General features: G+C 75.3%; 19 protein-coding genes. 13 read left to right on the top strand and 6 right to left on the bottom strand.

The window, feature by feature from the left end:
* Positions 1-1,834: 1,834 nt before the first annotated feature.
* Positions 1,835-4,222 (top strand): WG repeat-containing protein, encoded by a 2,388-nt coding sequence (locus GA0070622_RS10870; RefSeq protein ID WP_245666584.1) that lies wholly within the window; start codon positions 1,835-1,837, stop codon positions 4,220-4,222.
* Between the two features lie 7 nt (positions 4,223-4,229).
* Here GA0070622_RS10870 and GA0070622_RS32500 read toward each other — a convergent pair whose 3' ends face one another.
* A complete protein-coding gene (locus GA0070622_RS32500) occupies positions 4,230-4,382 on the bottom strand; it encodes a hypothetical protein (RefSeq protein WP_176558913.1) in 153 nt (50 codons plus the stop codon).
* A gap of 30 nt (positions 4,383-4,412) precedes the next feature.
* Here GA0070622_RS32500 and GA0070622_RS10865 point away from each other — a divergent pair, with 30 nt between their 5' ends.
* Positions 4,413-5,411: an aldo/keto reductase family protein gene (locus GA0070622_RS10865; RefSeq protein WP_091573188.1), complete on the top strand. Its 999-nt coding sequence runs from the start codon at positions 4,413-4,415 to the stop codon at positions 5,409-5,411.
* A gap of 45 nt (positions 5,412-5,456) precedes the next feature.
* On the opposite strand, the gene GA0070622_RS10860 is transcribed toward GA0070622_RS10865, so the two are convergent.
* Both GA0070622_RS10860 and GA0070622_RS10855 read right to left on the bottom strand, forming a co-directional pair.
* Positions 5,457-6,254: a site-2 protease family protein gene (locus tag GA0070622_RS10860; protein ID WP_091573187.1), complete on the bottom strand. Its 798-nt coding sequence runs from the start codon at positions 6,252-6,254 to the stop codon at positions 5,457-5,459.
* The gene (locus tag GA0070622_RS10855; protein WP_091573186.1) at positions 6,251-6,451 is read right to left on the bottom strand and encodes a hypothetical protein; all 201 of its coding nucleotides are present in this window, start codon (positions 6,449-6,451) and stop codon (positions 6,251-6,253) included. The genes GA0070622_RS10860 and GA0070622_RS10855 overlap by 4 nt, the downstream gene beginning before the upstream one ends.
* 124 nt (positions 6,452-6,575) lie before the next feature.
* Between GA0070622_RS10855 and GA0070622_RS33440 the strand changes: the two genes are divergently transcribed.
* The 4 genes from GA0070622_RS33440 to GA0070622_RS10835 all read left to right on the top strand — a co-directional run bounded on the left by GA0070622_RS33440 (position 6,576) and on the right by GA0070622_RS10835 (position 12,615).
* Positions 6,576-8,348: a serine/threonine-protein kinase gene (locus GA0070622_RS33440; protein ID WP_091577150.1), complete on the top strand. Its 1,773-nt coding sequence runs from the start codon at positions 6,576-6,578 to the stop codon at positions 8,346-8,348.
* A gap of 136 nt (positions 8,349-8,484) precedes the next feature.
* Entirely contained in the window at positions 8,485-10,497 is a 2,013-nt protein-coding gene (locus GA0070622_RS10845; RefSeq protein ID WP_091573185.1) for a bifunctional adenosylcobinamide kinase/adenosylcobinamide-phosphate guanylyltransferase, read from the top strand.
* Complete coding sequence (locus GA0070622_RS10840) at positions 10,487-11,260, top strand: adenosylcobinamide-GDP ribazoletransferase (protein ID WP_091573184.1); 774 nt, start codon at positions 10,487-10,489, stop codon at positions 11,258-11,260. The genes GA0070622_RS10845 and GA0070622_RS10840 overlap by 11 nt, the downstream gene beginning before the upstream one ends.
* Before the next feature lie 62 nt (positions 11,261-11,322).
* Positions 11,323-12,615 carry a DUF2314 domain-containing protein gene (locus GA0070622_RS10835; RefSeq protein ID WP_091573183.1) on the top strand — a complete coding sequence of 431 codons (1,293 nt, stop codon included), beginning with the start codon at positions 11,323-11,325 and terminating at the stop codon, positions 12,613-12,615.
* 10 nt (positions 12,616-12,625) lie between these two features.
* Here GA0070622_RS10835 and gcvT read toward each other — a convergent pair whose 3' ends face one another.
* A complete protein-coding gene (gene gcvT / locus GA0070622_RS10830; protein WP_091577148.1) occupies positions 12,626-13,750 on the bottom strand; it encodes a glycine cleavage system aminomethyltransferase GcvT in 1,125 nt (374 codons plus the stop codon).
* A 165-nt stretch (positions 13,751-13,915) separates the two neighbouring features.
* Here gcvT and GA0070622_RS10825 point away from each other — a divergent pair, with 165 nt between their 5' ends.
* Positions 13,916-15,484 carry a leucyl aminopeptidase gene (locus GA0070622_RS10825; protein WP_091573182.1) on the top strand — a complete coding sequence of 523 codons (1,569 nt, stop codon included), beginning with the start codon at positions 13,916-13,918 and terminating at the stop codon, positions 15,482-15,484.
* 82 nt (positions 15,485-15,566) lie between these two features.
* Here GA0070622_RS10825 and GA0070622_RS10820 read toward each other — a convergent pair whose 3' ends face one another.
* Entirely contained in the window at positions 15,567-15,896 is a 330-nt protein-coding gene (locus GA0070622_RS10820; RefSeq protein ID WP_091577145.1) for a hypothetical protein, read from the bottom strand.
* Positions 15,897-16,073: 177 nt separating this feature from the next.
* On the opposite strand from GA0070622_RS10820, the gene lpdA reads away from it, so the two are divergent.
* A complete protein-coding gene (lpdA, locus tag GA0070622_RS10815; RefSeq protein ID WP_091573181.1) occupies positions 16,074-17,465 on the top strand; it encodes a dihydrolipoyl dehydrogenase in 1,392 nt (463 codons plus the stop codon).
* Between the two features lie 66 nt (positions 17,466-17,531).
* The gene (gene sucB / locus GA0070622_RS10810; RefSeq protein ID WP_091573180.1) at positions 17,532-19,391 is read left to right on the top strand and encodes a 2-oxoglutarate dehydrogenase, E2 component, dihydrolipoamide succinyltransferase; all 1,860 of its coding nucleotides are present in this window, start codon (positions 17,532-17,534) and stop codon (positions 19,389-19,391) included.
* Positions 19,392-19,449: 58 nt separating this feature from the next.
* Here sucB and GA0070622_RS10805 read toward each other — a convergent pair whose 3' ends face one another.
* Positions 19,450-20,394 carry an SDR family NAD(P)-dependent oxidoreductase gene (locus tag GA0070622_RS10805; protein WP_091573179.1) on the bottom strand — a complete coding sequence of 315 codons (945 nt, stop codon included), beginning with the start codon at positions 20,392-20,394 and terminating at the stop codon, positions 19,450-19,452.
* 148 nt (positions 20,395-20,542) lie between these two features.
* Here GA0070622_RS10805 and GA0070622_RS10800 point away from each other — a divergent pair, with 148 nt between their 5' ends.
* The 4 genes from GA0070622_RS10800 (at position 20,543) to GA0070622_RS10785 (ending at position 24,503) form a co-directional block, all read left to right on the top strand.
* Positions 20,543-21,109: a TetR/AcrR family transcriptional regulator gene (locus tag GA0070622_RS10800; protein ID WP_091573178.1), complete on the top strand. Its 567-nt coding sequence runs from the start codon at positions 20,543-20,545 to the stop codon at positions 21,107-21,109.
* Between the two features lie 60 nt (positions 21,110-21,169).
* On the top strand, positions 21,170-22,504 hold the full coding sequence (locus tag GA0070622_RS10795) for a low temperature requirement protein A (protein WP_091573177.1): 1,335 nt from the start codon (positions 21,170-21,172) through the stop codon (positions 22,502-22,504).
* A gap of 81 nt (positions 22,505-22,585) precedes the next feature.
* On the top strand, positions 22,586-23,464 hold the full coding sequence (locus tag GA0070622_RS10790; RefSeq protein ID WP_091573176.1) for an oxidoreductase: 879 nt from the start codon (positions 22,586-22,588) through the stop codon (positions 23,462-23,464).
* Positions 23,465-23,549: 85 nt separating this feature from the next.
* On the top strand, positions 23,550-24,503 hold the full coding sequence (locus tag GA0070622_RS10785; protein WP_141561936.1) for an LLM class flavin-dependent oxidoreductase: 954 nt from the start codon (positions 23,550-23,552) through the stop codon (positions 24,501-24,503).
* Positions 24,504-24,505 lie beyond the last annotated feature (2 nt).

The following is a 24,505-nucleotide window of genomic DNA, read 5'->3' as shown; positions in this document are numbered from 1 at the left end:
GACGCCGGCCGCGCCCGTCCGTGACGCGCCCGGAACCGGACCCCTGCCGTCGATCCCCCGTCCCGGCGAGCCGGCCGCGCCGTCGATCCCCCGTCCCGGCGAGCCTGCCGCGCCGTCGACCCCCCGCTCCGGCGAGCCGGCCGCGCCGGCGGACGAAGGCAGGCCCGCCCCGCCGACGGAGGGGTCCGGCGAGCCTGTCCCGCCGGCAGCGCCGCCCCGGCACGCGGATCGCCCGGACCCGCGCCCGACCGCCCGGCCGGGCCCGACCCAGGCCCCGCCGGCTCGCCCGGCACCGCCCGTCTACCCGGGCCCGTCGTCGACCCCGACCGTCGAAAGCGGCGCGCCCCTACCCGCACCGACCGGACCCACCGAGGCTCACCCGCGCCACACCGCCCCGACGCCACCCGCCGACCGCCGCCCGGAGACGGCGAAACCACCCGCCCCCCGAGCGCCTGGCGGGGCGCAGCCGGGTGCGGATCAGCGGCCCGAGGAGGGCCCGGTCACCGCGGCGCGCACCGACACGACCCACAGCACGGTCACCGACGCCGGGGCCGACACCGCCCGCGGCACGGTCACCGACGCCGAGACCGGGACGACCCGAGGCCCGGTCACCGGGGCCGAGGCCGGGACGAGCCGCGGCCCGGTCACCGAGACCGGATCCGATACGACCCACAGCACGGTCAGCGGCGTCGGGACCGACACGACATCCGGCCCGGAGCCGGGACCGGCCACCGGCCCCCAGGTCGGCACGACCGTCCGTCCCGGCTCCACGACGGGGTCCGAGCCCCGCACCGCCGCGGACCTTCGGCCCGGCGCGGAAACCCGGCCAACCCCGCCGACGGACAACGGTCAACCTCCAGCGGGTGCGAACGCCGCCCGGGTCGACGAGCGGCCGGGCCGAGCGCAGGACGGAGGAACGGTCGAAGAGCGGCCGGAACGGGCCGGCAGCGGGCACTCCGTGGCGGGGACAGCTCCCGCACCGCAGGCCGCGGACGCCGGCGCGGAAGCCTGGTTCCGACCGAACCGACCGACGGCCACCGGGGACCAGGACGCGGGTACGCGACCTGCGGACCAGGACACGACGGTCGCCGGGTCCACCCCGGCCGAGTCCGCGCCCGCGGACAGCGCCGACCGTCCCGGAGCCGACCGACTGGTCGAGGCTGACACCCACCATGCCGCGGAGCCGGCGGGCCTCCCGCACTCCAGCGACCGCTACCGCGGGGCACCTGTCGCCGGCGTCGTCCGGGAGGACGACCAGCTGGTAACCGCCGCGACGAGGCCGGCCACCCCCGCGCAGTCGGGCCGCCCCATGCACCCGGCCGGCCCCGGGCACCCGGCGGACCCCATGACGCCCGCCGACTCCCCGAACCCGGCCGACCCCGAGCACCCGGACAACCCCGCCAAGCCCGCCGATTCCCCGAACCCGGCCGACCTCGGTCATCCGGCCGGGCCCGCCGGCTCCGTGCTCCCGGCCGAAGTGACGAAGCCCGCCGACTCCGTACCGCCGCCCGCTCTCGCGCAGCCCGTCGCTTCCGTGGGGCCGGTCGACCTCGCGGAGCCGGCTCCCCCGTCCACCCGTACCGGAGCCGCCACCGCGGAGGCACCGCCGGAGATCTTGGAAGATTCCGGCCCCGATGAGGGCCCTTTCCTTCCAAGATCTCGCGCGGGTGAGGAGTCGGGGGCGGAGGGGCAGCTGGTCGGCCTCCGCGGACCGGTCGAGTCGGGGGCCACCGGTGAAGCGGGCGAATCCGACGTCGACGCCCGTGATCTCGTGGCGTCCGTCGACACGGCAGGGTGCACCGGATCGGCGACGTCCGGCGGTACCGCGAACGGGGTGGAGCAGCACCGGACCATCGCACCGGACCACCCGGGGCAGGCCGCGACCGAGCAGGCCGCCGAATTGCTCGCCGCGACGGCGGAGACCGCGACGGAACGGGCCGCGACGGACGGGGTCCTTGCGGAGCGGGCGATCGCCGAGGACACCGGCCCGGAACCGAGTGTCACGGACTCGCCCGTCAGCGAGGCGGGCGTCCCGCAAGCTCCGGAACCGAACGTCGCCGGGGTGGCGGCCGCCGTACCGGACTCCGCGACCACGGTCGAGGCCCCGCGGACCGACGCGTCCCGGCCCGACGCGTCCCAGCCCGACGCGGAGCCACGGCCGCCGACACCCGGGCCCGGCACGCCGAGCCCCACCGGGTACGACGGGACGGCGACCGAACCGGTCCTCGGCGCCGGGCCGCGCCCCACCTCCGCAGCGCCCGCGCCGGCGTCGGCGCCCTCGCCGTCGCCAGCGGGCCCGGCGCCGACGCCCGCCTCGTTCGCCGCGGCCGGCGCCACCCGTTCCGACAGCACCGACGCCCTCACAGCACCGGCCAGCACCACCACGAACCACGACACCCCGACGACACCGGCCAGCACCACCGCAGGCCAGGACACCCCGGCAACAACGCCCGGCACCACCGCGAAGCAGAGCGACACCTCGACCGACAGGACCGGCACCACCGCGAAGCAGAGCGACACCTCGACCGACAGGACCGGCACCACCGCGAAGCAGAGCGACACCTCGACCGACAGGACCGGCACCACCACGGACCAGGGCAATCACGGGACCGACGGGACCGACGCCGGCGCGGAGCAGGGCAATCACTCGACCGACGGGACCGACGCCGGCACGGACCGGGGCGCGACCACGGCCGAGGTCGGCACCGTCGGGGTCCCGGCGCGTATCGAGGACGACGCGGCGACCCGCGCGCACGGCGGGGAGCCGGACGGGGTCCCGGCGGAGCCGGTGCGGGGCGACGCGGCGGCGGGCGAGGGACCGACCGTCGACGCCGGCGCGGGCGGGCCGGCGGATTCGGGTGCCCAGGAGGCGGGACCGGAGGCCGGGGCGTCCGCTCCCGAGCCGGAGCCGCCGGTCGACCCGGAGCAGGCGCTGGCCGCCGTGGGTTGGCGGCTGCACCCGGGGACGCTGCGCGAGGAGGCCCCCGACCCGGACGAGTTGCGGCGGATCCGGGACGGTCTCACCGGCAAGCTCGACACCGCGTTGGACAACCGCAGTCGGGCCCGGCTGCTCAGCCTCCGGTCGGTGGCGTCCCGGGTCCTCGGGGACCTGGACGACGCGGTCGCCGACGCGCGGCTCGCCCTCACGTACGCGGAGTCCACCGGCGAGTTGCGGCGGACCGCGCTGGCCCGCGCGCGCCTCGCCGAGGTGCTGCGCTGGCGTGGGGAGCACGCGGAGGCCGACCGGCTCTTCGCCGAGGCCAACTCGCCGGAGCTGCCCGACCGGCTGCGCGCGTTGCTGCACGAGCACGCCGGGCGTTCCTGCTTCGACCAGGGTCGGCTGACCGAGGCGTGCCTGCACTTCGAGCGGGCGCTGGACCTGCGGCAGGGCGAGGACGGGCCGCTCAACGCGCGTACCGTGGTCGCGCTGGACGCGGTGGCCGAGCGGGCCGCGGACGGCGGCTTCGGTCCGGTGCCGCGCACCCGGGAGGAGATCCTGGGCACGCCGCGCTACCCGGTGCCGACGTTCGACGATGAGCAGCAGCTCTGGGGGTACGCGGACGCCGACGGCGAACTGGTCGTCGCCTACCGGTACGCGGAGGCCCAGCCGTTCCACGAGGGGCTGGCCTGGGTGCGTCGGCCGGAGGCGTCCCGCTGGGCGCTCATCGACAGCACCGGCGCGGCGCTGATCGAGGCGAACAACGGCTACCGGGCCGTGGGCCCGTTCTCCGAGGGACTGTCCTGGGTGTCCATGGACGGCAAGGGCCGGTGGATGGCCGTCGACCAGATGAACATCGTGAAGATCCCACCCGGGTACGAGGAGGCCCGGCCGTTCCGCAACGGGCTGGCGGCGGTCCGGCAGAACGGCGGCTGGGGTGCGGTGGACCGGACCGGGGCGGTGGTGGTGCCGACCCGCTACCACGGTCTGGGCACGTCGCTGGCCGACGGCCGGCACCTGGACGGCTTCACCTCCGACGGTCTGGCCGTGGTCGAACTGGCCGGTCGCCGGGGCGTGGTGGACCGGGGCGGCCGGGTGGTGGTGGCGCCCGCGTACCCGACGCTGGTGGTGCACCCGGTGGCGTTCCTGGTCACCACGGAGTCGGGGCGGTGGGGCGCGTTGGACCGGCGCGGTGAGCCGCTGATCGATCCGGTGCACCGGGCCCGCGCGGAGGTCGCCGCCGAGATCGACCGGCTGCTCACCGACGCCAGCCCGGTGCTCTGACCCGGTCTCACGCCGTCGGCGGGGGCCCCAGCAGCTCGATGCCGTTGCGGGCGGCCGCGGGCCCGAGCGCGGCCGGGTCGACCGGGCCGGGGTCGGGCAGCCGGCGTTCCGGCGCCCGGATGCGGGACGCGCTGCTGCCGGCGTGAACGCCGCGCGGCACCGGCCGGCGGGCCGGACTAGGGTCGGAAGCATGGAATTCCGACACCTGGGCCGCTCCGGCCTGATGGTCAGCGAGATCTCGTACGGCAACTGGATCACCCACGGCTCGCAGGTCGAGGAGGAGGCCGCCGTCGCGTGCGTGCGGGCCGCCCTCGACAGCGGCATCACCACGTTCGACACCGCCGACGTCTACGCCGGCACCCGCGCCGAGTCGGTGCTCGGCCGGGCGCTCAAGGGCGAGCGTCGCGAGGGGCTGGAGATCTTCACCAAGGTGTACTGGCCGACCGGCCCGGGCCGCAACGACCGGGGCCTGTCCCGCAAGCACATCATGGAGTCGATCGACGGCTCGCTGCGCCGCCTGCAGACCGACCACGTCGACCTCTACCAGGCCCACCGCTACGACTACAGCACCCCGCTGGAGGAGACGATGGAGGCCTTCGCCGACGTCGTACGCTCCGGCAAGGCGCACTACATCGGCGTCTCGGAGTGGAAGGCGTCGCAGCTGCGCGAGGCCCACGCGCTCGCGCGTGAGCTGCGCATCCCGCTGATCTCCAACCAGCCGCAGTACTCGATGCTGTGGCGGGTCATCGAGACCGAGGTCGTCCCGGCCAGCGAGGAGCTGGGCATCGGCCAGATCGTCTGGTCGCCGATGGCCCAGGGCGTGCTCTCCGGCAAGTACCTGCCGGGTCAGCCGCCGCCGGCCGGCTCGCGCGCCACCGACGAGAAGTCCGGCGCCGACTTCATCGCCAAGTGGCTCACCGACGACGTGCTGACCCGCGTGCAGCGGCTCAAGCCCCTGGCCGAGCAGGCCGGGCTGACCATGCCGCAGCTCGCCATCGCCTGGGTGTTGCAGAACCCCAACGTCGCCTCGGCCATCATCGGCGCGTCCCGGCCCGAGCAGGTGCACGACAACGTCAAGGCGGCCGGCGTGAAGCTCGACGCCGAGCTGCTCAAGGCGATCGACGAGATCGTCGAGCCGGTCACCGAGCGGGACCCGGCGCAGACCGAGAGCCCGGCCCAGCGTCCGTGACGCCCGGTCCCGGGCCGGCGGTCACCGTCGGCCCGGGACGGCGCGTCAGCCCTGCCAGAAGCGGATCAGGTAGAACCCGAGCTGGTACAGCTCCCGGGGCAGGCCGAGCGCCTCGCCGACGGCGAAGACCCCGCCGAAGAACACCCGGTTGATCTGCGGGCTCCACAGCAGCGCGAAGAGCAGGATGAATCCGTACGGGGCGAACAGGTCGTACATCCGCCGGTAGGCGGGGCTGAGCCAGGGCTGGATCATGTTGCCGCCGTCCAGGCCCGGCACCGGCAGCAGGTTGAGCACGCTGGCGGTGAGCTGGAGGAACGCGAGCAGCCCGACGCCGGCCCAGAACTCCAGCGGCCCGCCCAGGTCGGGCCCCCAGGTCAGCGCCGCTACCAGCACCAGCGTGAACAGCACGTTGGTGGCCGGCCCGGCCAGGCTGACCAGGGAGTGCCGCAGCCGGCCGGGAATGGCGTGCCGGTCCACCCAGACCGCGCCGCCGGGCAGGCCGATGCCGCCGAGCAGCACCACGACCACCGGCAGCACGATCGACAGCAGCGGGCTGGTGTACTTCAGCGGGTTGAGCGTCAGGTAGCCGCGGTGCGCGATGTCCCGGTCGCCGGCCCGGTAGGCGATCACGGCGTGGGCGTACTCGTGCAGGCAGAGCGACACCAGCCAGCCCGACACCACGAAGAGGAACACGTCGAACCGGACGTTGCCGTACCGGTTCCAGGTCATCACCCCGGCGGCCACGAAGAGCGCGACCAGCGCCAGGAAGATGGGGCTGGGCCGGAACGCCGCCCGGGGGACCCCGAGCACCAGCGGGTCGCCCGGGCGGTCGTAGCCGGTCATTCGGCCGGGGGCTGCAGGCTCATCCGGTATTCCACCCGGTCGTCCTCGACCAGTGAGACGGTGGTGACGCCGGACGTCGCGAGCTCCCGCCAGGTCTGGCCGATCCAGGACTCGGCGTCGGCCTGATTCGGGAACGACTCAGCCGGTCCGTCGACCGCTTCGCCGTTCGTGCCCTCGTACCGCCAGCTCCACGCCATGCCGCGTCTCCCCTCGCCGCCGTCGCCCCGTGGGACGCCAAACCCCCGCAAGCCTAGTCGGCCCGCCGCGCGACGGCCCGCCGCCACATGGATCATGCCGGCCGCCGGCCGGTACGGTGTCGCGGTGCTGACTTCGGGAGTGGTGCTCAGCGAGCGGTACCGGCTGGACGAACGCGTCGCCACCGGTGGCATGGGCGCCGTGTGGAGGTGCACCGACACGCTCCTGGACCGGGCCGTCGCGGTGAAGGTGCTGCTGCCGTCGCTGGTCGCGGACCCGGAGTTCACCACCCGGTTCCACGCCGAGGCCCGGATGCTGGCCGCGCTGCGCCACCCCGGCATCGTGCAGGTGCACGACTTCGGCTCGGCCGTGCTCGCCGACGGCAGCCAGGTCAGCTACCTGGTGATGGAGTACGTCGACGGCCAGCCGCTGTCGAGCTGGGTGCGGCAGGCCGGGCGGCTCGACCCGGCGTCCACCATGTCGGTGGTGGGGCAGGCCGCCCAGGCACTGCACGCCGCCCACCTCGCCGGCATCGTGCACCGAGACGTGAAGCCGGGGAACCTGCTGGTGAAGCGGGACGGCACGGTGGTGCTCGTCGACTTCGGCATCGCCCGGGCCAGCACCATGGCCGGCATCACCGCCGCCCACATGGTGCTCGGCACCGCCTCGTACATGTCCCCGGAGCAGGCCGCCGGCCAGCCCGTCTCGCCGGTCACCGACGTGTACGCGCTCGGCGCGGTGGCGTACTTCTGCCTGGCCGGCCGCCCGCCCTTCGACGGCGACAACCCGCTGCAGGTGGCGATGCGGCACGTGCAGGACGAGCCGCCGCCGCTGCCGCCGACCACGCCCCCGGCGGTGGTCGAGGTGGTCCGACGCGCGCTGGCGAAGAGCCCACGCGACCGCTTCCCGACCGGGCTGGCCCTGGCCGAGGGCGCGCGGGACGCCCGGGACGCCACGCTGGCCGTCGTGCCGGTCCCGCCGCGCCCGCCGTGGGCGGTGAGCGGCCCCGCCGAACCGGGCCCGGCGTCCGCGCCGGCCGGCCCTCCGAGCCCGGCGTCCGCGCCGGCCGGCCCCCCGAGCCCGGCGTCCGCGCCGGCCGGCCTCCCGAGCCGGGGTACGGGCGTCGCGTTCCCGTCGCAAGGAGCGGGCGACCCGCACCCGAGGTCCGGCCCGGGTGGCCCCTCGTGGGCGGGGTCGGATCAGGGGCCGGCGACGCGCGAGGAGCCGGCGCGACGCGGGCGGCGGACGGTGGCGCTGGCCGGCGCGGCCGGTGTGGCCCTGGTCGCGGTGCTGGTCGCGGTGGCCGTGACGGCGCTGCGCTCCCCCGACGAGCCGGGCCCGGGGCCCGGCCCGACCGCGGTGGCCGGGGAGTCGGCGGTCGCCGATCCGGTGCCGCCGACGACGGCCGACGCCGGCCCGGTGACGCCGAGCCCGAGCCGTGCGGGGCGGCCCGGCCGGTCCCCGTCGGCCACGCCGAGCCGCACCGCCGCGCCACCGAGCGAACCGGCGCCGAGCACCGGCGCCCCCGCCCCGACGAGCGGCCCGACGGCGGCGCCGAAGGCGAACCCGTACACCGCGACGCAGGTGTGCGGCAGCGGCTACCAGGTGATCGACTCGGCCACGTTGACCGCCGGCGGCGTCCGGCAGGGACGGGTCTACCTGCTCTACAGCGCCGCGTCCGGCGCCAACTGCGTGGTGACGCTCAAGGACGCCGACGTCGGCCGGGTGACCACGGTGACCACGTACCTGGAGGTCCAGGGCAGGGCCCGACAGACCCAGAGCGGCGGCTACCAGTACTACGCCGGCCCGGTCCGGGCCACCGCCGCCGGCGTCTGCGTGAAGTGGGGCGGCTCCACCCCCGGAGCCACCTACGCGAGCCCCTTCGAACACTGCGACTGACCCCGCGCCCGCGATCGTGCAGTTGTCGCCCCGACAGAACCACCATTTCCGGCATCCCGAGGGCCGCAACCGCAAGATCGACGCGGGGAGGGGGCGGGGAGGGGCGGGGCGCGGGCGGGAGAACTAAGGTACGGGCATGTCCGTTGACGGGTGGCACACCCTCCTCGTGCTCGGCGGTATCCGCTCCGGCAAGTCCGAGTTCGCCGAGTCACTGGTCGCCGACGCGCCCACGGTCCGGTACGTGGCCACCGCCCCCGCCGGGGACCCGGAGGACACCGAGTGGGCGGGCCGCCTCGCGGCGCACCGCGCCCGCCGGCCGGGGAGTTGGACCACCGAGGAGACCGCGGCGGATCCGGGCCGGCTGGCCGAGCTGATCACCGCCGCCGGCCGGCACGACACAGTGCTCGTGGACGACCTCGGCGGCTGGGTCACCGTGCTGCTCGACCCGGCCCACCAGCCGGCCGACGACACCGCCACCGTCGCCGAGCTGGCCGCCGCGGTCCGCGCGAGCCAGGCGCGGCTGGTGCTGGTCAGCCCGGAGGTCGGCCTGTCGCTGGTGCCCACCACGCCGCTGGGCCGGGCGTTCACCGACGCGCTGGGCGCGACCAACCGGGCGGTCGCCGACGCCTGCGACGCGGTCGCGCTCGTGGTGGCCGGCCAGACCGCCTGGCTCAAGCCGCCCACCCCGGCCGCCACCACCCCGGCGACGCCCGGGTCCACCCCGGCGGCGCGGCCGGCGGCCCCGGGAAGCCTCGGAGCCACGCCGGCGGAACCGGCGACCGGCCCGGGAACGGCCGAGTCCCGCCCGGCCGACCGGCCCTGGGCGCCGTCCACCGCCTCCACGCCGGACCCGGGCGGTCGGGCCGTGCCGGACGTGGCGCTGCCCGAGGTGCTCACCCCGACCGCCGCGCCGGTGCCCACCCCGGGGCAGGGCGGGACGTCCGGCGCGGGCGACTGGGCGGCCCCCACCATGGCGTTGCCGATGATCGCCACCGGGCTGGTCATCCAGCCCGGCATGGAACTGCCGATGCCGGACGACTACACCGGCCCGCAGGCGGTCGACCGGCTCGCCACGCTCGACGTCCCCGGCGCCGGGCTCGGCGTGCTGGAGCAGGTGGTCGGCTTCGCCGCCGCCACCCAGGGCACCGCCACCCCGCGCCCGTGGGACGCCGTCCGGGTGCTGCTGCTGCACGGCGACCACGACGGCGGCGCGTCGGCCGGGGCGGCGCCCGGCGAGTCGGCCCGCCGCGCCCGGCAGGCCCGCGCCGGGCGGGGCGCGCTGGCCCGGCTGGCCGCCGAGAACGGCGCCAGCCTCCAGGTCGTCGAGGCACCCACCTCGGCGCCGTTCGAGGACGGTCCGGCGCTCCCCGCCGACCAGGTGGAGGCGGCGCTGCGCTACGGCTGGCGCCTGGCCGAGCAGGCCGCCGACGCCGGCGTACAACTGCTGGTGCTGGCGGCGTGCGGGGCCGGCGCCGAGGCGACGGCCGCCGCGGTGCTGGCGGCCACGGCCGGCGCGGAACCGCCGGCCGTGCTCGGCCGGGTGGTGAACGAGCAGGGCGAGATCGACGACGCGGCCTGGATGGTCCGCTGCGCGGCCGTCCGGGACGCGCTGCACCGCACCCGGCGCTCGCCCCGCGAGGCCCACGACATCCTGTCCGAGCTGGGCGGCGGCGACATCGCGATGGCCACCGGCGTGCTGCTCGGCGCCACCGCCCGACGGGTCCCGGTGCTGCTGGACGGCCCGGTCGGCACCGCCGCCGGGATGGTCAGCCGCGACCTGGCCGGGCAGGCCCGGCACTGGTGCCTGCTGCCCGACCACGGTGGCCGTCCCGGGGTGCGGCTCGCCGCCGACGTCCTCGGCCTGACGCCGCTGCTGGACCTGCGGCTCGACCTGGGCGAGGGGGCGACCGCGCTGGCCGCCCTGCCGCTGCTGCGCTCGGCGCTGACGCTGGCCGCCACCCTGCCCGTGCATCCGTCGCTCGGCGGCGGCGCGGAGGACGAGAGCTTCGCGGAGCCCGAGCCGGCCGGGCCGGGACCGGCCACGACCGGCGCGGACGAGCCGGACTTCGCCGAACCGGAGCCGGCCGGGCCGGGACCGGCCACGACCGGCGCGGACGAGCCGGTCTTCCCCGGCCGACGTGCCGACTGAGGCCCGGCTCGCCGACGGCGTCCGGCTGGCGCTGACCACGTTCACCACCGCGCCGCTGCGCGCCGGCCGGGTCGACCGGGCCACCGCCGGCACCGCGATGGCCCTGGCCCCGGCGGTCGGCGCGCTGCTCGGCGCGCTGCTCGGCGGGGTGCTGCTGCTCGCCGGCGCCGTCACCCCGCCGCTGGTCGCCGCCGGGCTCACCGTCGGGCTGGGCGCGCTGCTCACCCGGGGCCTGCACCTGGACGGGCTGGCCGACACCGTGGACGCGCTCGGCTCCTACCGCCGCGGCGAGGCCGCCCTGAAGATCATGAAACAGCCGGACGTCGGCCCGTTCGGGGTGGTCGCGCTGGTGCTCGTCCTCCTGCTCCAGACCGCGGTGCTCGCGGAGCTGGTCGGGCGGGACGCGGTCGCGGCGCTCGCCGCGGTGGTCGCGGGCACCGCGGCCGGGCGGCTGGGGGTGACGCTGGCCTGTCGCCGCGGGGTGCCGGCGGCCCGACCGGAGGGCCTGGGCGCGCTGGTGGCCGGCACCGTGGGGTGGGTGGCGCCGACCGTCGGCGCGCTCGCCGTCGCGCTGCTGGCCGCGCCCGCCGTGCCGGGCCGCCCGTGGCAGGGGCCGCTCGCCGTGCTCGGCGCGCTCGCCGTCGCGGCCGGGCTCCTGCGACACCTGGTACGCCGCTTCGGCGGGATCACCGGCGACGTCCTCGGCGCCCTCGTGGAGATCGTCACCACGCTGTCCTACCTGGGACTGGTCCTGACCGGCTGATCGCCACCCGGTCGGACGGGTAGCGTTCGGGTTGGTGCACCGGCGCGGTCGAGGGGGACGACATGCTCATCACGGACGACTTCCTGCCCGTACCGGTGCCCGAGTCGCTCGACGCGACCTATCTGGTGCCGATCGCCGGGCTGCCCCGGGTCAGCCCGAAGACCGCGGTGGAGGGTCTGGCCGGCCGGCTCGCCGAGCCGGTGCACGGGCTGGCGAAGCAGATGCTGGACAGCCCCCTGATGAGCGTGGACACGCGCACCGTCGACGAGTTCCCGGAGCTGCCGCCGGATCTGCTCAGCGCGTTCGGCGCCACCGACGAGCAGCTGGCCCGGCTGGCCGCCGCCACCCACCTGGTGGTGGTGCAGGCCGAGTACCGGCCGGGCTGGCCGCCGGCGCACGAGTGGGCGGCCCGGGCGGTGGCCGCGGCGGTCGCCGAAACGGTCGGCGGGGACGTGGTGGACGTCTTCGGGCTCCAGTTCCTCGACCCGGCGGCCGCGCTGCGCTCGCTGCCCGACGAGCACGGCCGGATCCGGCTGGTCGACTGGGTGCTGGTGCCCTACTCCTCGGACGCCGACGGGCTCTGGTTCACCACCAAGGGGCTGCGCCGGTTCGGGCTGCTGGAGTTGCAGGCCCAGGGCGTGCCGGACCACCTCACCCGGGCCTGGGGCGCGGTGATGACCGGGGCGGCCCGGCGGCTGCTGCGGGACTGGACCGACGGGCTGGCCGGCGAGGAGGTGCCGGCGTTCGTGCAGCTGCCGGTGCTGGCCACGGTGACCGGGCACGACATCGCGGTCGCGTACGGCAATCCGGAGCAGCACGGCGCGACGGCGCCGGTGCTGCTGCGGTTGGAGCTGGACCCGGCCACCGACCCGGACGCCGACTCGTTCCTGAGCCTCAACCCGCCGCCCGGGCACCCGGGCCCGCCCGGGCGCTACTTCGCCGCCGCCTGCGCGACGCTGTTCAACGGCATCCAGCCGGACGTCCGTTACACCCGCACCGGCGACGCGATGAGCCGGGCGGTGGCCACCGCCCGCGCCTCGCTCGGCGACATCCGGGCCCGGTTCCTGGCCGGCCGGCTGCCCGACGAGAGCCAGCTCGTGGTCAAGTACGGCCTGCCCGGTGACGAGGGCCCCGAGTACGTCTGGGCCGGGGTGACCTCCTGGGAGGTCCCGGAGCGGATCGTCGGCGCCAGCGCCAGCGACGCCAACACCGACCCCGGCGTGCGGATCGGCTCGCCGGTGGTGGTGGAGGCGTCGGACGTGGTCGACTGGGCCGTGCTGGACGGCACCGGCGTGCTGGAGGGCGGCTGGACGCAGGCCGTCCTCGACGCCGGCGAGCGCCTCGCCGAGGACTGACCCGCGCGGTTCAGCGGACGGAGGGCTGGACGAACGGGGGCTTCGTCAGGCGCATCCGGGCCCGCCGGCCGCGGATGTCGACCTCCAACTCCTCGCCGTCGGGCAGCTTCGGGTCGGTGGCGACCAGCGCCAGCGCGACGCCGTGCTTGAGCGTCGGGCTGAACGTGCCGCTGGTGACGACGCCGACCTGCGTGTCGCCGGCGTACACGGCCATGCCGGGACGCGGGATGGCCCGGTCCACGGCGGTGAGGCCGCGCAGCGTACGGGCCGGACCGGCGGCCTTCTCGGCGCGCAGCGCGTCCCGGCCCCAGAAGGCCGGCTTGTCCCAGCCCACCGCCCAGCCGGAGCGGCCCTGCACCGGGGTGATCTCCAGGGAGAGGTCCTGCCCGTGCAGCGGGTAGCCCATCTCGGTGCGCAGCGTGTCCCGGGCGGCCAGGCCGCAGGCGCGCACGTCGTCGGCGGCGGCGAGCAGCGCGTCCCAGACCGCGACCGCGTGCTCGGCGGGCACGACCAGCTCGTAGCCCAGCTCGCCGGTGTAGCCGGTGCGGCAGACGGTCAGCTCCACGCCGGCCAGCGTGGCGGTGGAGAAGCTCATGTACTCGTGCCCGGTGGGCAGGCCGAGCCCGGCGAGCAGCTCCGCCGACCGCGGACCCTGGACCGCGAGCACCGCGTACGCCTCGTGCTCGTCGGTGACGGTCACGCCGTCCGGCGCGGCGGCGCGCAACCGGCGGGCCACCTCGGCGGTGTTGGCCGCGTTCGGCACCAGGAAGACGTGGTCGTCGGCGTGCAGGTAGGCGATGATGTCGTCCACCACGCCGCCGGTGGCGTCGTCGCAGCAGAGCGTGTACTGCGCCTTTCCGGGCGCGATCCGGCCGAGGTCGTTGGTCAGGCAGGCGTTGACGAAGTCGGCGGCGCCCGGCCCGGTGACCCGGACCTTGCCCAGGTGCGAGACGTCGAACACGCCCACAGCGGTCCGCACGGCGGTGTGCTCCTTGAGCACGCCGCCGCCGGCGTACTCCAGCGGCATCTGCCAGCCCCCGAAGGGGGCGAACTTCGCGCCGAGCGCGGTGTGTCGCTCGTGCAGCGGGGAGCGGCGCAGCCGGGTCTCGGCGGCGTCGGAGGTCACCTCGGTCATGGGTGGCAACTTACCGGCCCGGACCGGGCTGGTTAGCATCGGCGGGATCCCGTCGGCGTCCATCGGCGGGACAGCCACGCCTCCGACGGGTAGGTTGCCGCCGGAGAGACCTTCACCGCCGGTACGCGACGACGCGGCCGGCCCGGCCCGCCCGGAGTAGCTTTCGTGACATCGCCCCGCACCACCCTCAGCCTGGTCGACACCGACCCCGCCGAACTCGCCGTCGACGCGATCGTGATCGGCGTGCACAGCCAGACCACCGAGCCGGGCAGCGGCGCACCCGCCCACGCCCTGCTGCTGGCCAGCGGCGCGGAGAGCATCGCCGCCGCGTTCGACGGCAAGCTGACCGAGACGCTGGCCCTGCTCGGCGCGACCGGTGGCCCCGGCGAGGTGATCAAGCTGGCCACGCTGGGCACGGTGACCGCACCGGTGGTCGCCGCCGTCGGGCTCGGCCCGGAGCCCTCCGGCGCCGCCCCCGGGCCCGAGTCGCTGCGCCGCGCCGCCGGTGCCGCGGTGCGGGCGCTGGCCGGCGCCCCGCGCGTCGCCCTCGCCCTGCCGCTGCCCGACGACGCCGACGCGCCGGCCGCGCTGCGCGCGGTCGCCGAGGGCGCGCTGCTCGGCGGCTACCGGTTCGCCGGCTACAAGACCAAGCCGCAGCCGACCCGGCGGGAGCCGGTGGCCGAGGTGCTGGTCGCGGTGCCGGACGCGGCCGACGGGACCGCCCAGGCCGAGGTCACCCGCGCGCAGGCGGTGGCCGGCGCGGTGCGGACCAGTCGGGACTGGGTGAACACCGCGCCGAACGAGCTGCGGCCCCCGGCGTTCGCCGACGTCGTCTCCGCCGCCGCCCGCGAGGCGGGGCTGGAGGTCGAGGTGCTGGACGAGGCGGCGCTGGCCGCCGGCGGCTACGGCGGCATCCTCGCGGTCGGCCAGGGCTCGGAGGCCCCGCCGCGGCTGGTGAAGCTCACCTGGACCCCCGCGGGCGGCGGCAACGGCAAGCGGGTCGCGCTCGTCGGCAAGGGCATCACGTTCGACACCGGCGGCATCTCGATCAAGCCGGCGCAGGGCATGTGGGAGATGAAGTCGGACATGGCCGGCGCGGCGGCGGTCGGCGCGGCCATGCTGGCGGTCGCCGCGCTCAAGCCGTCGGTGACGGTCACCGGTTACCTGCCGATGGCGGAGAACATGCCGTCGGGCACCAGCTACCGGCCGGGCGACGTGATCAGCATGTACAACGGCAAGAAGGTGGAGGTGCTCAACACCGACGCCGAGGGCCGGATGGTGCTGGCCGACGCGATCGCCCGGGCCTGCGAGGACGGCGCCGACTACCTGTTCGAGACGTCGACGCTGACCGGCGGCCAGGTGATCGCGCTGGGCAAGCGGATCGCCGGCGTGATGGGCACCCCGGAGCTGTGCGAGCGGGTCCGGGTGGCCGGTGACGCGACCGGCGAGCCGGCCTGGCCGATGCCGCTGCCGGACGACGTGCGCAAGGGCATGGAGTCCGACGTCGCGGACATCTCGCAGGTCAACGCCGGGATGGACCGGGCCGGGCACATGCTGCAGGGCGGCGTGTTCCTGCGTGAGTTCGTCACCGACGACGTGGCCTGGGCGCACATCGACATCGCCGGGCCGGGCTACCACTCGGGCGAGGCGACCGGCTACTGGACCAAGGGCGGCACCGGCGTGCCGGTGCGCACCCTGCTCCACCTGGTGGACGACGTCGCCGCCAACGGCTGACGCGCAAGGAAGGGCCCCTTCTTAACGCCTGGCGTTGTAGAAGGGGCCCTTCTTAACACGTGCGCTCGACAGCTCGGACGGCTCAGAACAGCTCGGGCCGGCGCTTGCGGCGCTCGTTGTAGTCGCGCATCCGCTGCGGGTAGCCCATCAGCCGCACGTCGTAGATCGGGATCGCGATCTTGTGGGCCCACCGGCGGGCCTCGTCCGGGCTGCCGACCCGCCGACGGGTCCACTCGCCGTCGTCGGCGATCAGCATCACGGTGGTCTCGGTGACCGTCGTCCGCGGTTCCAGGAACGCCTCGACGCCCCGGCGGGTGCGGACGAAGTTCTCAAGGTGGTCCAGATCGGCGCGATCGGCGGCCCGGTCGCGGCTCACCGCGGCCACCCGCTTGCGTCGTCGGAACAGCGCCACCGGACCCACTCCTCCCCCGGACGTCATCGAAGACGATGCCAAGGGTACGTGTCGCCGACGTGTCGTTGGGCACCTCGGTACGCGCTCGGTCCGTGGTGGTGACAAGATGACCGAGGTGGGGTGTGCCTGTTACTCCGCCGTAACCCCCGATGCAGTGACGCGACCTGGGAGTTGGATGTGAGCGAGCCGAACGACACGACCTTCGACATCGTCATCCTCGGAGGTGGTAGCGGCGGCTACGCGACCGCCCTGCGCGCCGTCCAGCTCGGCCTGACGGTCGCGCTGATCGAGAAGGGCAAGCTCGGCGGGACCTGCCTGCACAACGGGTGCATCCCGACCAAGGCGCTGCTGCACGCCGCCGAGATCGCCGACCAGACCCGCGAGTCCGAGCAGTTCGGCGTGAAGGCCGAGCTGGTGGGCATCGACATGGCGGCCGTCAACTCGTACAAGGACGGCGTGATCTCCCGGCTGTACAAGGGCCTTCAGGGCATGCTCAAGAGCAACAAGGCGATCACCATCGTCGAGGGCCACGGCAAGCTGGTCGGCAAGAACGTCGTCGAGGTCGACGGCAAGCGCTACACCGGCCGCAACATCGTGCTGGCCTCCGGCTCGTACGCGAAGAGCCTGCCCGGCCTGGAGGTCGACGGCGAGCGGATCATCACCAGCGACCACGCGCTGACCCTGGACCGCGTCCCGGCGTCGGCGATCGTGCTCGGCGGCGGCGTGATCGGCGTCGAGTTCGCCAGCGTATGGAAGTCCTTCGGCGTGGACGTGACCATCGTCGAGGCGCTGCCCCGCCTGGTCGCCGCCGAGGACGAGGAGTCGTCGAAGGCGCTGGAGCGGGCGTTCCGCAAGCGGAAGATCAACTTCAAGGTCGGCAAGCCGTTCGAGAAGGTCGAGAAGACCGACAACGGCGTCAAGCTGACGATCTCCGGTGGCGACACGGTCGAGGCCGAGCTGCTGCTGGTCGCCGTGGGCCGCGGTCCGAACACCGCCGACCTCGGCTACGAGGAGCAGGGCGTCAAGATGGACCGCGGCTACGTGCTGACCGACGAGCGGCTGCGCACCAGCGTGCCGAACGTCTACGCGGTCGGCGACATCGTGCCCGGCCTCCAGCTCGCGCACCGCGGCTTCCAGCAGGGCATCTTCGTCGCCGAGGAGATCGCCGGGAAGACCCCGGCCGTGATCGACGAGGCCGGCATCCCGCGCGTCACCTACTGCGACCCGGAGCTGGCCTCGGTCGGGCTGACCGAGGCGAAGGCCAAGGAGCAGTACGGCGCCGACAAGGTCAAGACCTACAACTACAACCTGGGCGGCAACGGCAAGAGCCAGATCCTCAAGACCGCCGGCCACGTGAAGCTGGTCCGGGTGGACGACGGCCCGGTGGTCGGCGTGCACATGGTCGGCGCCCGGGTGGGTGAGCTGATCGGCGAGGCCCAGCTCATCTACAACTGGGAGGCCTACCCGGCCGAGGTGGCGCAGCTCGTGCACGCCCACCCGACCCAGAACGAGGCCCTGGGCGAGGCGCACCTGGCCCTGGCCGGCAAGCCGCTGCACGCGCACGCCTGACACGACAACCGCGGCGTCCGGCGACGGGCGATGATCCCACCAGGGGAATGAAGGAGTCTGGAGAACATGCCGGTATCGGTCACCATGCCCCGGCTCGGCGAGAGCGTCACCGAGGGCACCGTCACGCGCTGGCTCAAGCAGGAGGGTGACACCGTCGAGGTCGACGAGCCCCTGCTGGAGGTGTCGACCGACAAGGTCGACACCGAGATCCCGTCGCCCGCGGCGGGCGTGCTGAGCCGGATCGTGGTCGGCGAGGACGAGACCGCCGAGGTCGGCAGCGAGCTGGCCGTCATCGCCGGTGAGGGCGAGGACGCGGGCGCGGCTCCCACCGAGAAGGCCGAGCCGGCCACCGAGCCGACGGCCGCCGCCGAGGGTACCGGCCCGGAGCCGGAGCAGCAGGCCGAGCAGGCCGCCGCCGAGCCGGGCGCCGAGGCCGAGCAGCCGGCCGTCGAGGAGCCGGCCGAGCCCGCCGCGTCGTCGGGCGAGGGCACCCCGGTGACCATGCCGGCCCTGGGCGAGAGCGTCACCGAGGGTACGGTCACCCGCTGGCTCAAGCAGGTCGGCGAGACCGTCGAGGTGGACGAGCCGCTGCTGGAGGTCTCCACCGACAAGGTCGACACCGAGATCCCGTCGCCGGTCGCCGGCACGCTGCAGGAGATCAAGGTCGCCGAGGACGAGACCGCCGACGTCGGCGCCGTGCTGGCGATCGTCGGGGCGGCCGGCGCCGCGCCGGCCCAGCCGAAGGCGGAGCCGAAGCCCGAGCCCAAGGCGGAGCCGAAGCCCGAGCCGAAGCCGGAGCCCAAGGCCGAGCCGAAGCCGGAGCCGAAGGTCGAGGAGCCGACCCCGGGTCTGTCCTACAACGAGCCGTCCGCCGAGGCGGAGACGGCCGCGCAGCCGGCCAAGGCCGAGCAGGCCGCCCAGCCGGCCGCGCCGACCGCCACCCCGCAGCGCCCGACCGCCCCGGCCCAGGGCGGCGGCGAGGAGGCCGCCGGCTACGTGACGCCGCTGGTCCGCAAGCTCGCCGCCGAGCACGGCGTCGACCTGGGCTCGGTCAACGGCACCGGCGTGGGTGGCCGGATCCGCAAGCAGGACGTGCTGGAGGCGGCCGAGAAGGCGAAGGCCGCCACGGCCGCGCCGGCCGCCGCCGAGCCCGCCGCCGCGAAGGCGCCGGCCCAGCCGGCCGCCAAGCCGGAGCCGAGCGCCAAGCGGGGCACCACGGAGAAGCTGCCGCGGATCCGGGCCACCATCGCCAAGCGGATGCAGCAGTCGCTGCACGAGACGGCGCAGCTGACCACGGTCGTCGAGGTCGACGTCACCAAGGTCGCCAAGCTGCGGGCCCGGGCCAAGGACTCGTTCCAGGCCAAGCACGGCGTGAAGCTGTCCTTCCTGCCGTTCTTCGCCCTGGCCGCGATCGAGGCGCTGCAGACCCACCCGATCATCCAGGCCAGCATGGACCTGGAGGGCGGCACGATCACCTACCCGGCCGCCGAGCACCTGGGCATCGCGGTGGACACCGAGCGCGGCCTGCTCGTGCCGGTCATCCACAACGCCGGTGACCTCAACATGGGCGGCATCGCCAAGCGGATCGCCGACCTGGCCGAGCGCACCCGGGCCAACAAGATCACTCCGGACGAGATGGCCGGCGCGACGTTCACGCTGACCAACACCGGCAGCCGGGGCGCCCTCTTCGACACCCCGATCGTGCCGTCGCCGCAGTCGGCGATGCTCGGCACGGGTGCCGTGGTGAAGCGTCCGGTCGTGGTCAACGACCCGGAGCTGGGCGAGGTCATCGCGGTGCGGTCGATGGTCTACCTGGCCATGTCGTACGACCACCGCCTGATCGACGGCGCCGACGCCGCCCGCTTCCTGACCTCGGTCAAGGAGCGGCTGGAGGCCGGCAACTTCGAGGCCGAGCTGGGTCTCTGACGTTCGACAGCGGAGGGGCGCGCGGCGACTGCCGCGCGCCCCTCCGGCGTTTCGCGGGTCAGCCGCGCAGGTGCTCCTCGGAGACCGTCCAGAGCCGCTCGGCGGACTCCGGGTCCCGGGCGTACGGGGCGTAGCCGGTGCGGGTGCCCGGCTGGTTCACGCCGGCCTCCTGGCAGTCCTCGAAGTACCGGCCGCCGGCGCCGGCGACCAGCGGCGAGGCCGCGACCAGCACCGAGGTGGCCGCCCCCTGCTCGGGCGTCTTCCAGTACGCCGCTCCCCCGCCGCTCTGCGCGCGCATCCGGTCCAGTTCCTCGTCGCTGATGTAGCGCTGGAGGTTGGTGCGGATCGCGCCCGGCATCAGCGCGTCGACGACGATCCCGTCGTCGACCCAGCGCCGGCTGGCCTCGACCGCGAAGAGCACGTTCGCGGTCTTGGACTGCCCGTACGCCGCCCACGGGTCGTACGGCCGCTGCCGGAAGTGGATGTCGTCGAACACCACGGGCGAGCGCAGGTGGGCCGCCGAGCTGACCGAGACGACCCGCGCGCCCCCGGCCGCGGCGAGCGCGGGGTGCAGCCCGGTGGCCAGGGCGAAGTGCCCGAGGTGGTTGGTCGCGAACTGCATCTCCCAGCCCTGCTCGGTGCGCATCTCGGGCGAGGCCATGATGCCGGCGTTGTTGACCAGCATGTGCAGCGGGCCGTCCCAGGTGCGGACGAAGGCCGCCACCGAGTCGAGGTCGGCGAGATCGAGCGGGGCGACCAGGATCCGGTCGTTGCCGGTGGTGCCGGTGATGTCGGCGGCGGCGCGCTGCCCGGCGTCCGGGTTGCGGACCGCGAGGGTGACGTCCGCCCCGGCGGAGGCGAGCGCGCGGGCGGTCTCGACGCCGATTCCGGAGGCGCCGCCGGTGACGACGGCGCGCCGGCCGGTCAGGTCGAGGTCGCGGACCACCTCCAGGGCGGTGGTCTCGCGGGAGAACGGGGTGGTGACGGGAGTGCTGGTGGTCATGATCCATCCTTGTCGAGGGCGGGGCGGATCGACGTCCGCCCGCTACGATGAGAAGCGGAGGACCCTCCGTTAACACCGAGACTAACCGGAGGATCCTCCGGTTGCCAGTCCGGCCGGGTGTCCGCCCCGGTCGAGCCGAGGAGGAGCCGTGCCCGACCGACCGCTGCGCGCCGACGCGCTGCGCAACCGGCAGCGACTGCTGGACGCCGCAGTCCAGGCGTTTTCCCGGGCAGGCGCCGAGGTAACGCTGGATCGGGTGGCCAAGGAGGCCGGGGTCGGCATCGGCACCCTCTACCGCCACTTCCCGACCCGGGAGGCGTTGATCGAGGCGGCCTACCGCAGTGAGCTGGCCAAGCTCTGCGACGCCGGGCCGGAGCTGCTGGCGGACCGGCCCGCCGAGGCGGCGCTGCGCGCGTGGATGGACCGGTTCGTGGACTACCTCGCCACCAAGCGGGGCATGGCCGACGCGCTGCGGCTCGCCATCGCCTCCGGCGCCAACCCGTACGCGCACAGCCGGGACCGGCTGCTCGCCGCGCTGGGCGACCTGCTGGCGGCCGGCGCGGCCGAGGGCACCGTACGCGCCGACGTGGCCGCCGCCGACGTGCTCGCGAGCCTGAGCGGCGTCTCCCTGGTGGCCGGTGAGCCCGACCAACGCGACCAGGCCGGCCGCCTGCTCGACCTGCTGATGGACGGGCTGCGTCACCGGCAGGGCTGACCGGGACCCGGTCCGCGTCGTTCCGGCACGCCGCCGCCGGGGCGCTGACAGACTCGGCCGGTGAGCGGGTACGGGTGGCGGTGGCGCCTCGGGCCGGCCGTGCCGGTGGCCCCGGGGGCCCGGGTGGACCGGTTCGAGATCTTCTTCGACCTGGTCTTCGTCTTCTCGTTCTTCATCATCACCCGGGCCACCGCGCTCCAGGTGACCGGCGGCGCGCTGCTGCACGCGCTGCTGGTCCTCGCCGTGCTCTGGTGGTCGTGGGTGGTGCACAGCGTGGTGGCCACCCGGGTACGGCTCGGCGAGGGCTTCGTCCCGGTGCTCATGACCGTCGGCATGGCCGCGCTGTTCACGTTCGCGCTGTCGCTGCCGAACGCGTTCCGCGACCCGCGCGGCAACGCGGCCGGACCGATCGTCGCGGCGCTGAGCTACACCGTGCTGCGGATGGTGCACCTGCTGCTCTACCTGCACGTCGTGCGGGACAGCCCGAACGAGCGTCGGCAACTGGTCCGGTTCGCCCCAGAGGTGATCGGCAGCACGGCGCTGCTGCTGGTCGCCGCCCTGGTGCCGCCGAAGATCGACGGTCTCACCTCGGCGGCGGCGGTGCGGGACGGGCTGTGGGCGACCGTCGTGGTGCTGCAGTACAGCACCGGCCTCATCGCCGGCACCTGGGGCTGGGGCGTCGCCTCGGCCGAGCACTGGACCGAGCGGTACGACCTCATCCTGATCATCGCGCTGGGCGAGTCGGTCATCTCGGTCGGCGTGGGCAGCAACCTGCTCGGGCAGCCGCCCACCTGGCCGGCCGTCGCGGCGGCGGTGCTCGGCATCTTCTTCACCGCCGCGCTGTGGTGGGCGCACTACGACATGGTCGGGCCGGCCGCCCGGATCGCCCTGCACGCCGCCGAGGACGGCCCCCGGGTGGCGATGGCCCGGGACGCGTACGCGTACCTGTTCCTGCCGATGATCGCGGGCATCATCCTGTTCGCGCTCGGCGCGGAGATGATCGTGCACGGGATCGCCGACCCGAACGTGCCGCCGAGCGAACCGGCGCACGGCCCGGGCGTGCCGCTGCTGTTCGGCGGCGTGGCCTGCTTCCTCTGCGGCAACATGCTGTTCCAGGCGCGGACGCTGCGCACGCTGAGCTGGACCCGGGTCACGGCCGTCCTCCTGCTCGGCGCGTCGATCCCACTGGCCGAGCGGGTGCCGGGCCTGGCCGCGCTGGGCCTGCTGACCGCGATCACGGTCGGTATGGTGGCCGCCGAGGTGGTCGTCTTCGACGAGGGCCGGCGGGCGCTGCGGAAGCTGGTCTTCGAGGAACGGGCCAGCCACGAGGCGCACGAGGCGGCGTGGCGGGCCCGCTGGCACGAGCAGCCCGACGACCGCGACGAGGGCGAGTGAGCGCGAAGCGGTGAACCGATCGGCGGTGGCCTCCGTGGAACCACTCGGCCCACCACCGGGCCAGGAGAGAACGGGGACCGCATGACCACCGACACCGTCCACGCCGGCGCGGCCGGCACCTGGCAGCTCGGCGACCTGACCGTCAACCGGATGGGCCTCGGCGCGATGCGGCTGACCGCGAACGCCGACGGCAGCCCGAGCGACCGGGACCGGGCCGTCGCCGTGCTGCGCCGCGCGGTCGAGCTGGGCGTCAACCACATCGACACGGCCGCGTTCTACTTCTCCCCGCTGCGCTCCGCCAACGAGCTGATCAACCGGGCGCTGTGGCCGTACCCGGACGACCTGGTCATCGTGACCAAGGTCGGACCGGGCCGGGACCCGTCCGGCGGGTGGCTGCCGGCGGCCCGGCCGGACCAGTTGCGTGGCCAGGTCGAGGAGAACCTCCGCCAGCTCGGCCGGGACCACCTCGACGTGGTCAACCTGAGGGTGCACGGCCCGGAGCCGCTGGCCGAGCACTACGGCGCGCTCGCCGAACTGGTCGACGCCGGGCTGATCCGGCACCTCGGCGTCTCGGCGGTGCGTCCGCACCAGGTCGCCGAGGCGCGGACCGTCGCGCCGGTGGTCTGCGTGCAGAACTCGTACGGCCTCGGCTACCGCCGCAGCCACGACGAGCTGATCCGGGACTGCGCCGCGCACGGCACCGCGTTCGTGCCGTTCTTCTCCATCGTCACCAGCGGGCGGGAGGCCGGCGCCACCGGCGAGGAGCACCCGGAGGTCGTCGCCGTGGCCCGCGAGCACGGGGTCGGCCCGGCCCAGATCCGGCTGGCCTGGACGTTGGGTCGCGGCCCGAACGTGCTCGCGATCCCCGGCACCGGCAACCCGGCTCACCTGGAGCAGAACATCGCCGCCGGCGCCCTGCGCCTCTCCCCCGACGACCTGGCCCGCCTCGACGCGGTCTGAGGCGTCGAGGCGGGGCGGCACCCACCCCTTCGGCCCTCGGCAGAAGGGGTGGGCGGGGAGAGCGGCACGACCGGAGACTGGGCCGATGGCGACCTTCTCCGTACAGGCCCGGCCCACCGACGCGGCGAGCTGGGTGGAGCTGGCCCGCACCGTCGAGGCCGCCGGGTTCGACGCGCTCTCCGCGGCCGACCATCCCGGCTCCGGCCCGTCCCCGTTCGTGGCGCTCGCCGCCGCGGCGACGGTGACCGGCACGCTGCGCCTGCGCTCGTACGTCTCCAACGCCGGTGTCCGGGAGCCGGTCCTGCTCGCCGCCGACGTGGCCACCCTGGACGTGGTCTCCGGCGGGCGGGCCGGGCTCGGCCTCGGCGCCGGCCACACCCCGGCCGAGTGGCGGGCGGTCGGGCGCGAACGCCCCGACGTCGCCGGTCGGGTCCGCCGCTGCGTCGCGGTGGCCGAGGCGGTGCGGGCGTTGCTGGCCGGCGACGAGGTCACCGTCGACACGCCGGACCTGACCGCGCACGCCGCCCGCCTGGACGCGCCCCGGCCGGTCCAGGACCGGATCCCGCTCACCGTGGGCACGGCCAACTCGACGTTGCTGCGCTGGGCCGGCGCGCACGCCGACGTGGTCGGCCTGACCGGCTTCGGCCGCACCCTCGCCGACGGCCACCAGCACGAGGCCCGTTGGCGGGCCGACCAGATCGAGGCGCAGCTCGCCCACGTGGCGGCCGGCGCCGCCGGCCGGGACGCGCCGCCGGTCCTGGAGGCGCTGGTCCAGCGGTTCGCCGTGACCGACGACGCCGAGTCGGTCGCCGCGCAGACGGCCGCCGAGACCGGCCTCACCCCGGCGGAGGTGCTGGCCACCCCGTTCGTGCTGGCCGGCACCGCCGACGAGATCGCCACGGCCGTCGCCGCGCACGAGCGCCGCTGGGGCGTCACCCGTTTCGTGGTACGCGCCGACGCCGTCGCCGCGCTCGCGCCGCTCCTGCACCGGCTGGCCGGAAACGGGTCGACTTCGAGCGCGCTCGAGATAGGACACTGAGG

The organism is Micromonospora sediminicola, assembly GCF_900089585.1.
Classification (GTDB): domain Bacteria; phylum Actinomycetota; class Actinomycetes; order Mycobacteriales; family Micromonosporaceae; genus Micromonospora; species Micromonospora sediminicola.
The sequence above is the reverse complement of the archived record's forward strand: the minus strand, read 5'-3'. Positions and strand labels throughout refer to the sequence as shown.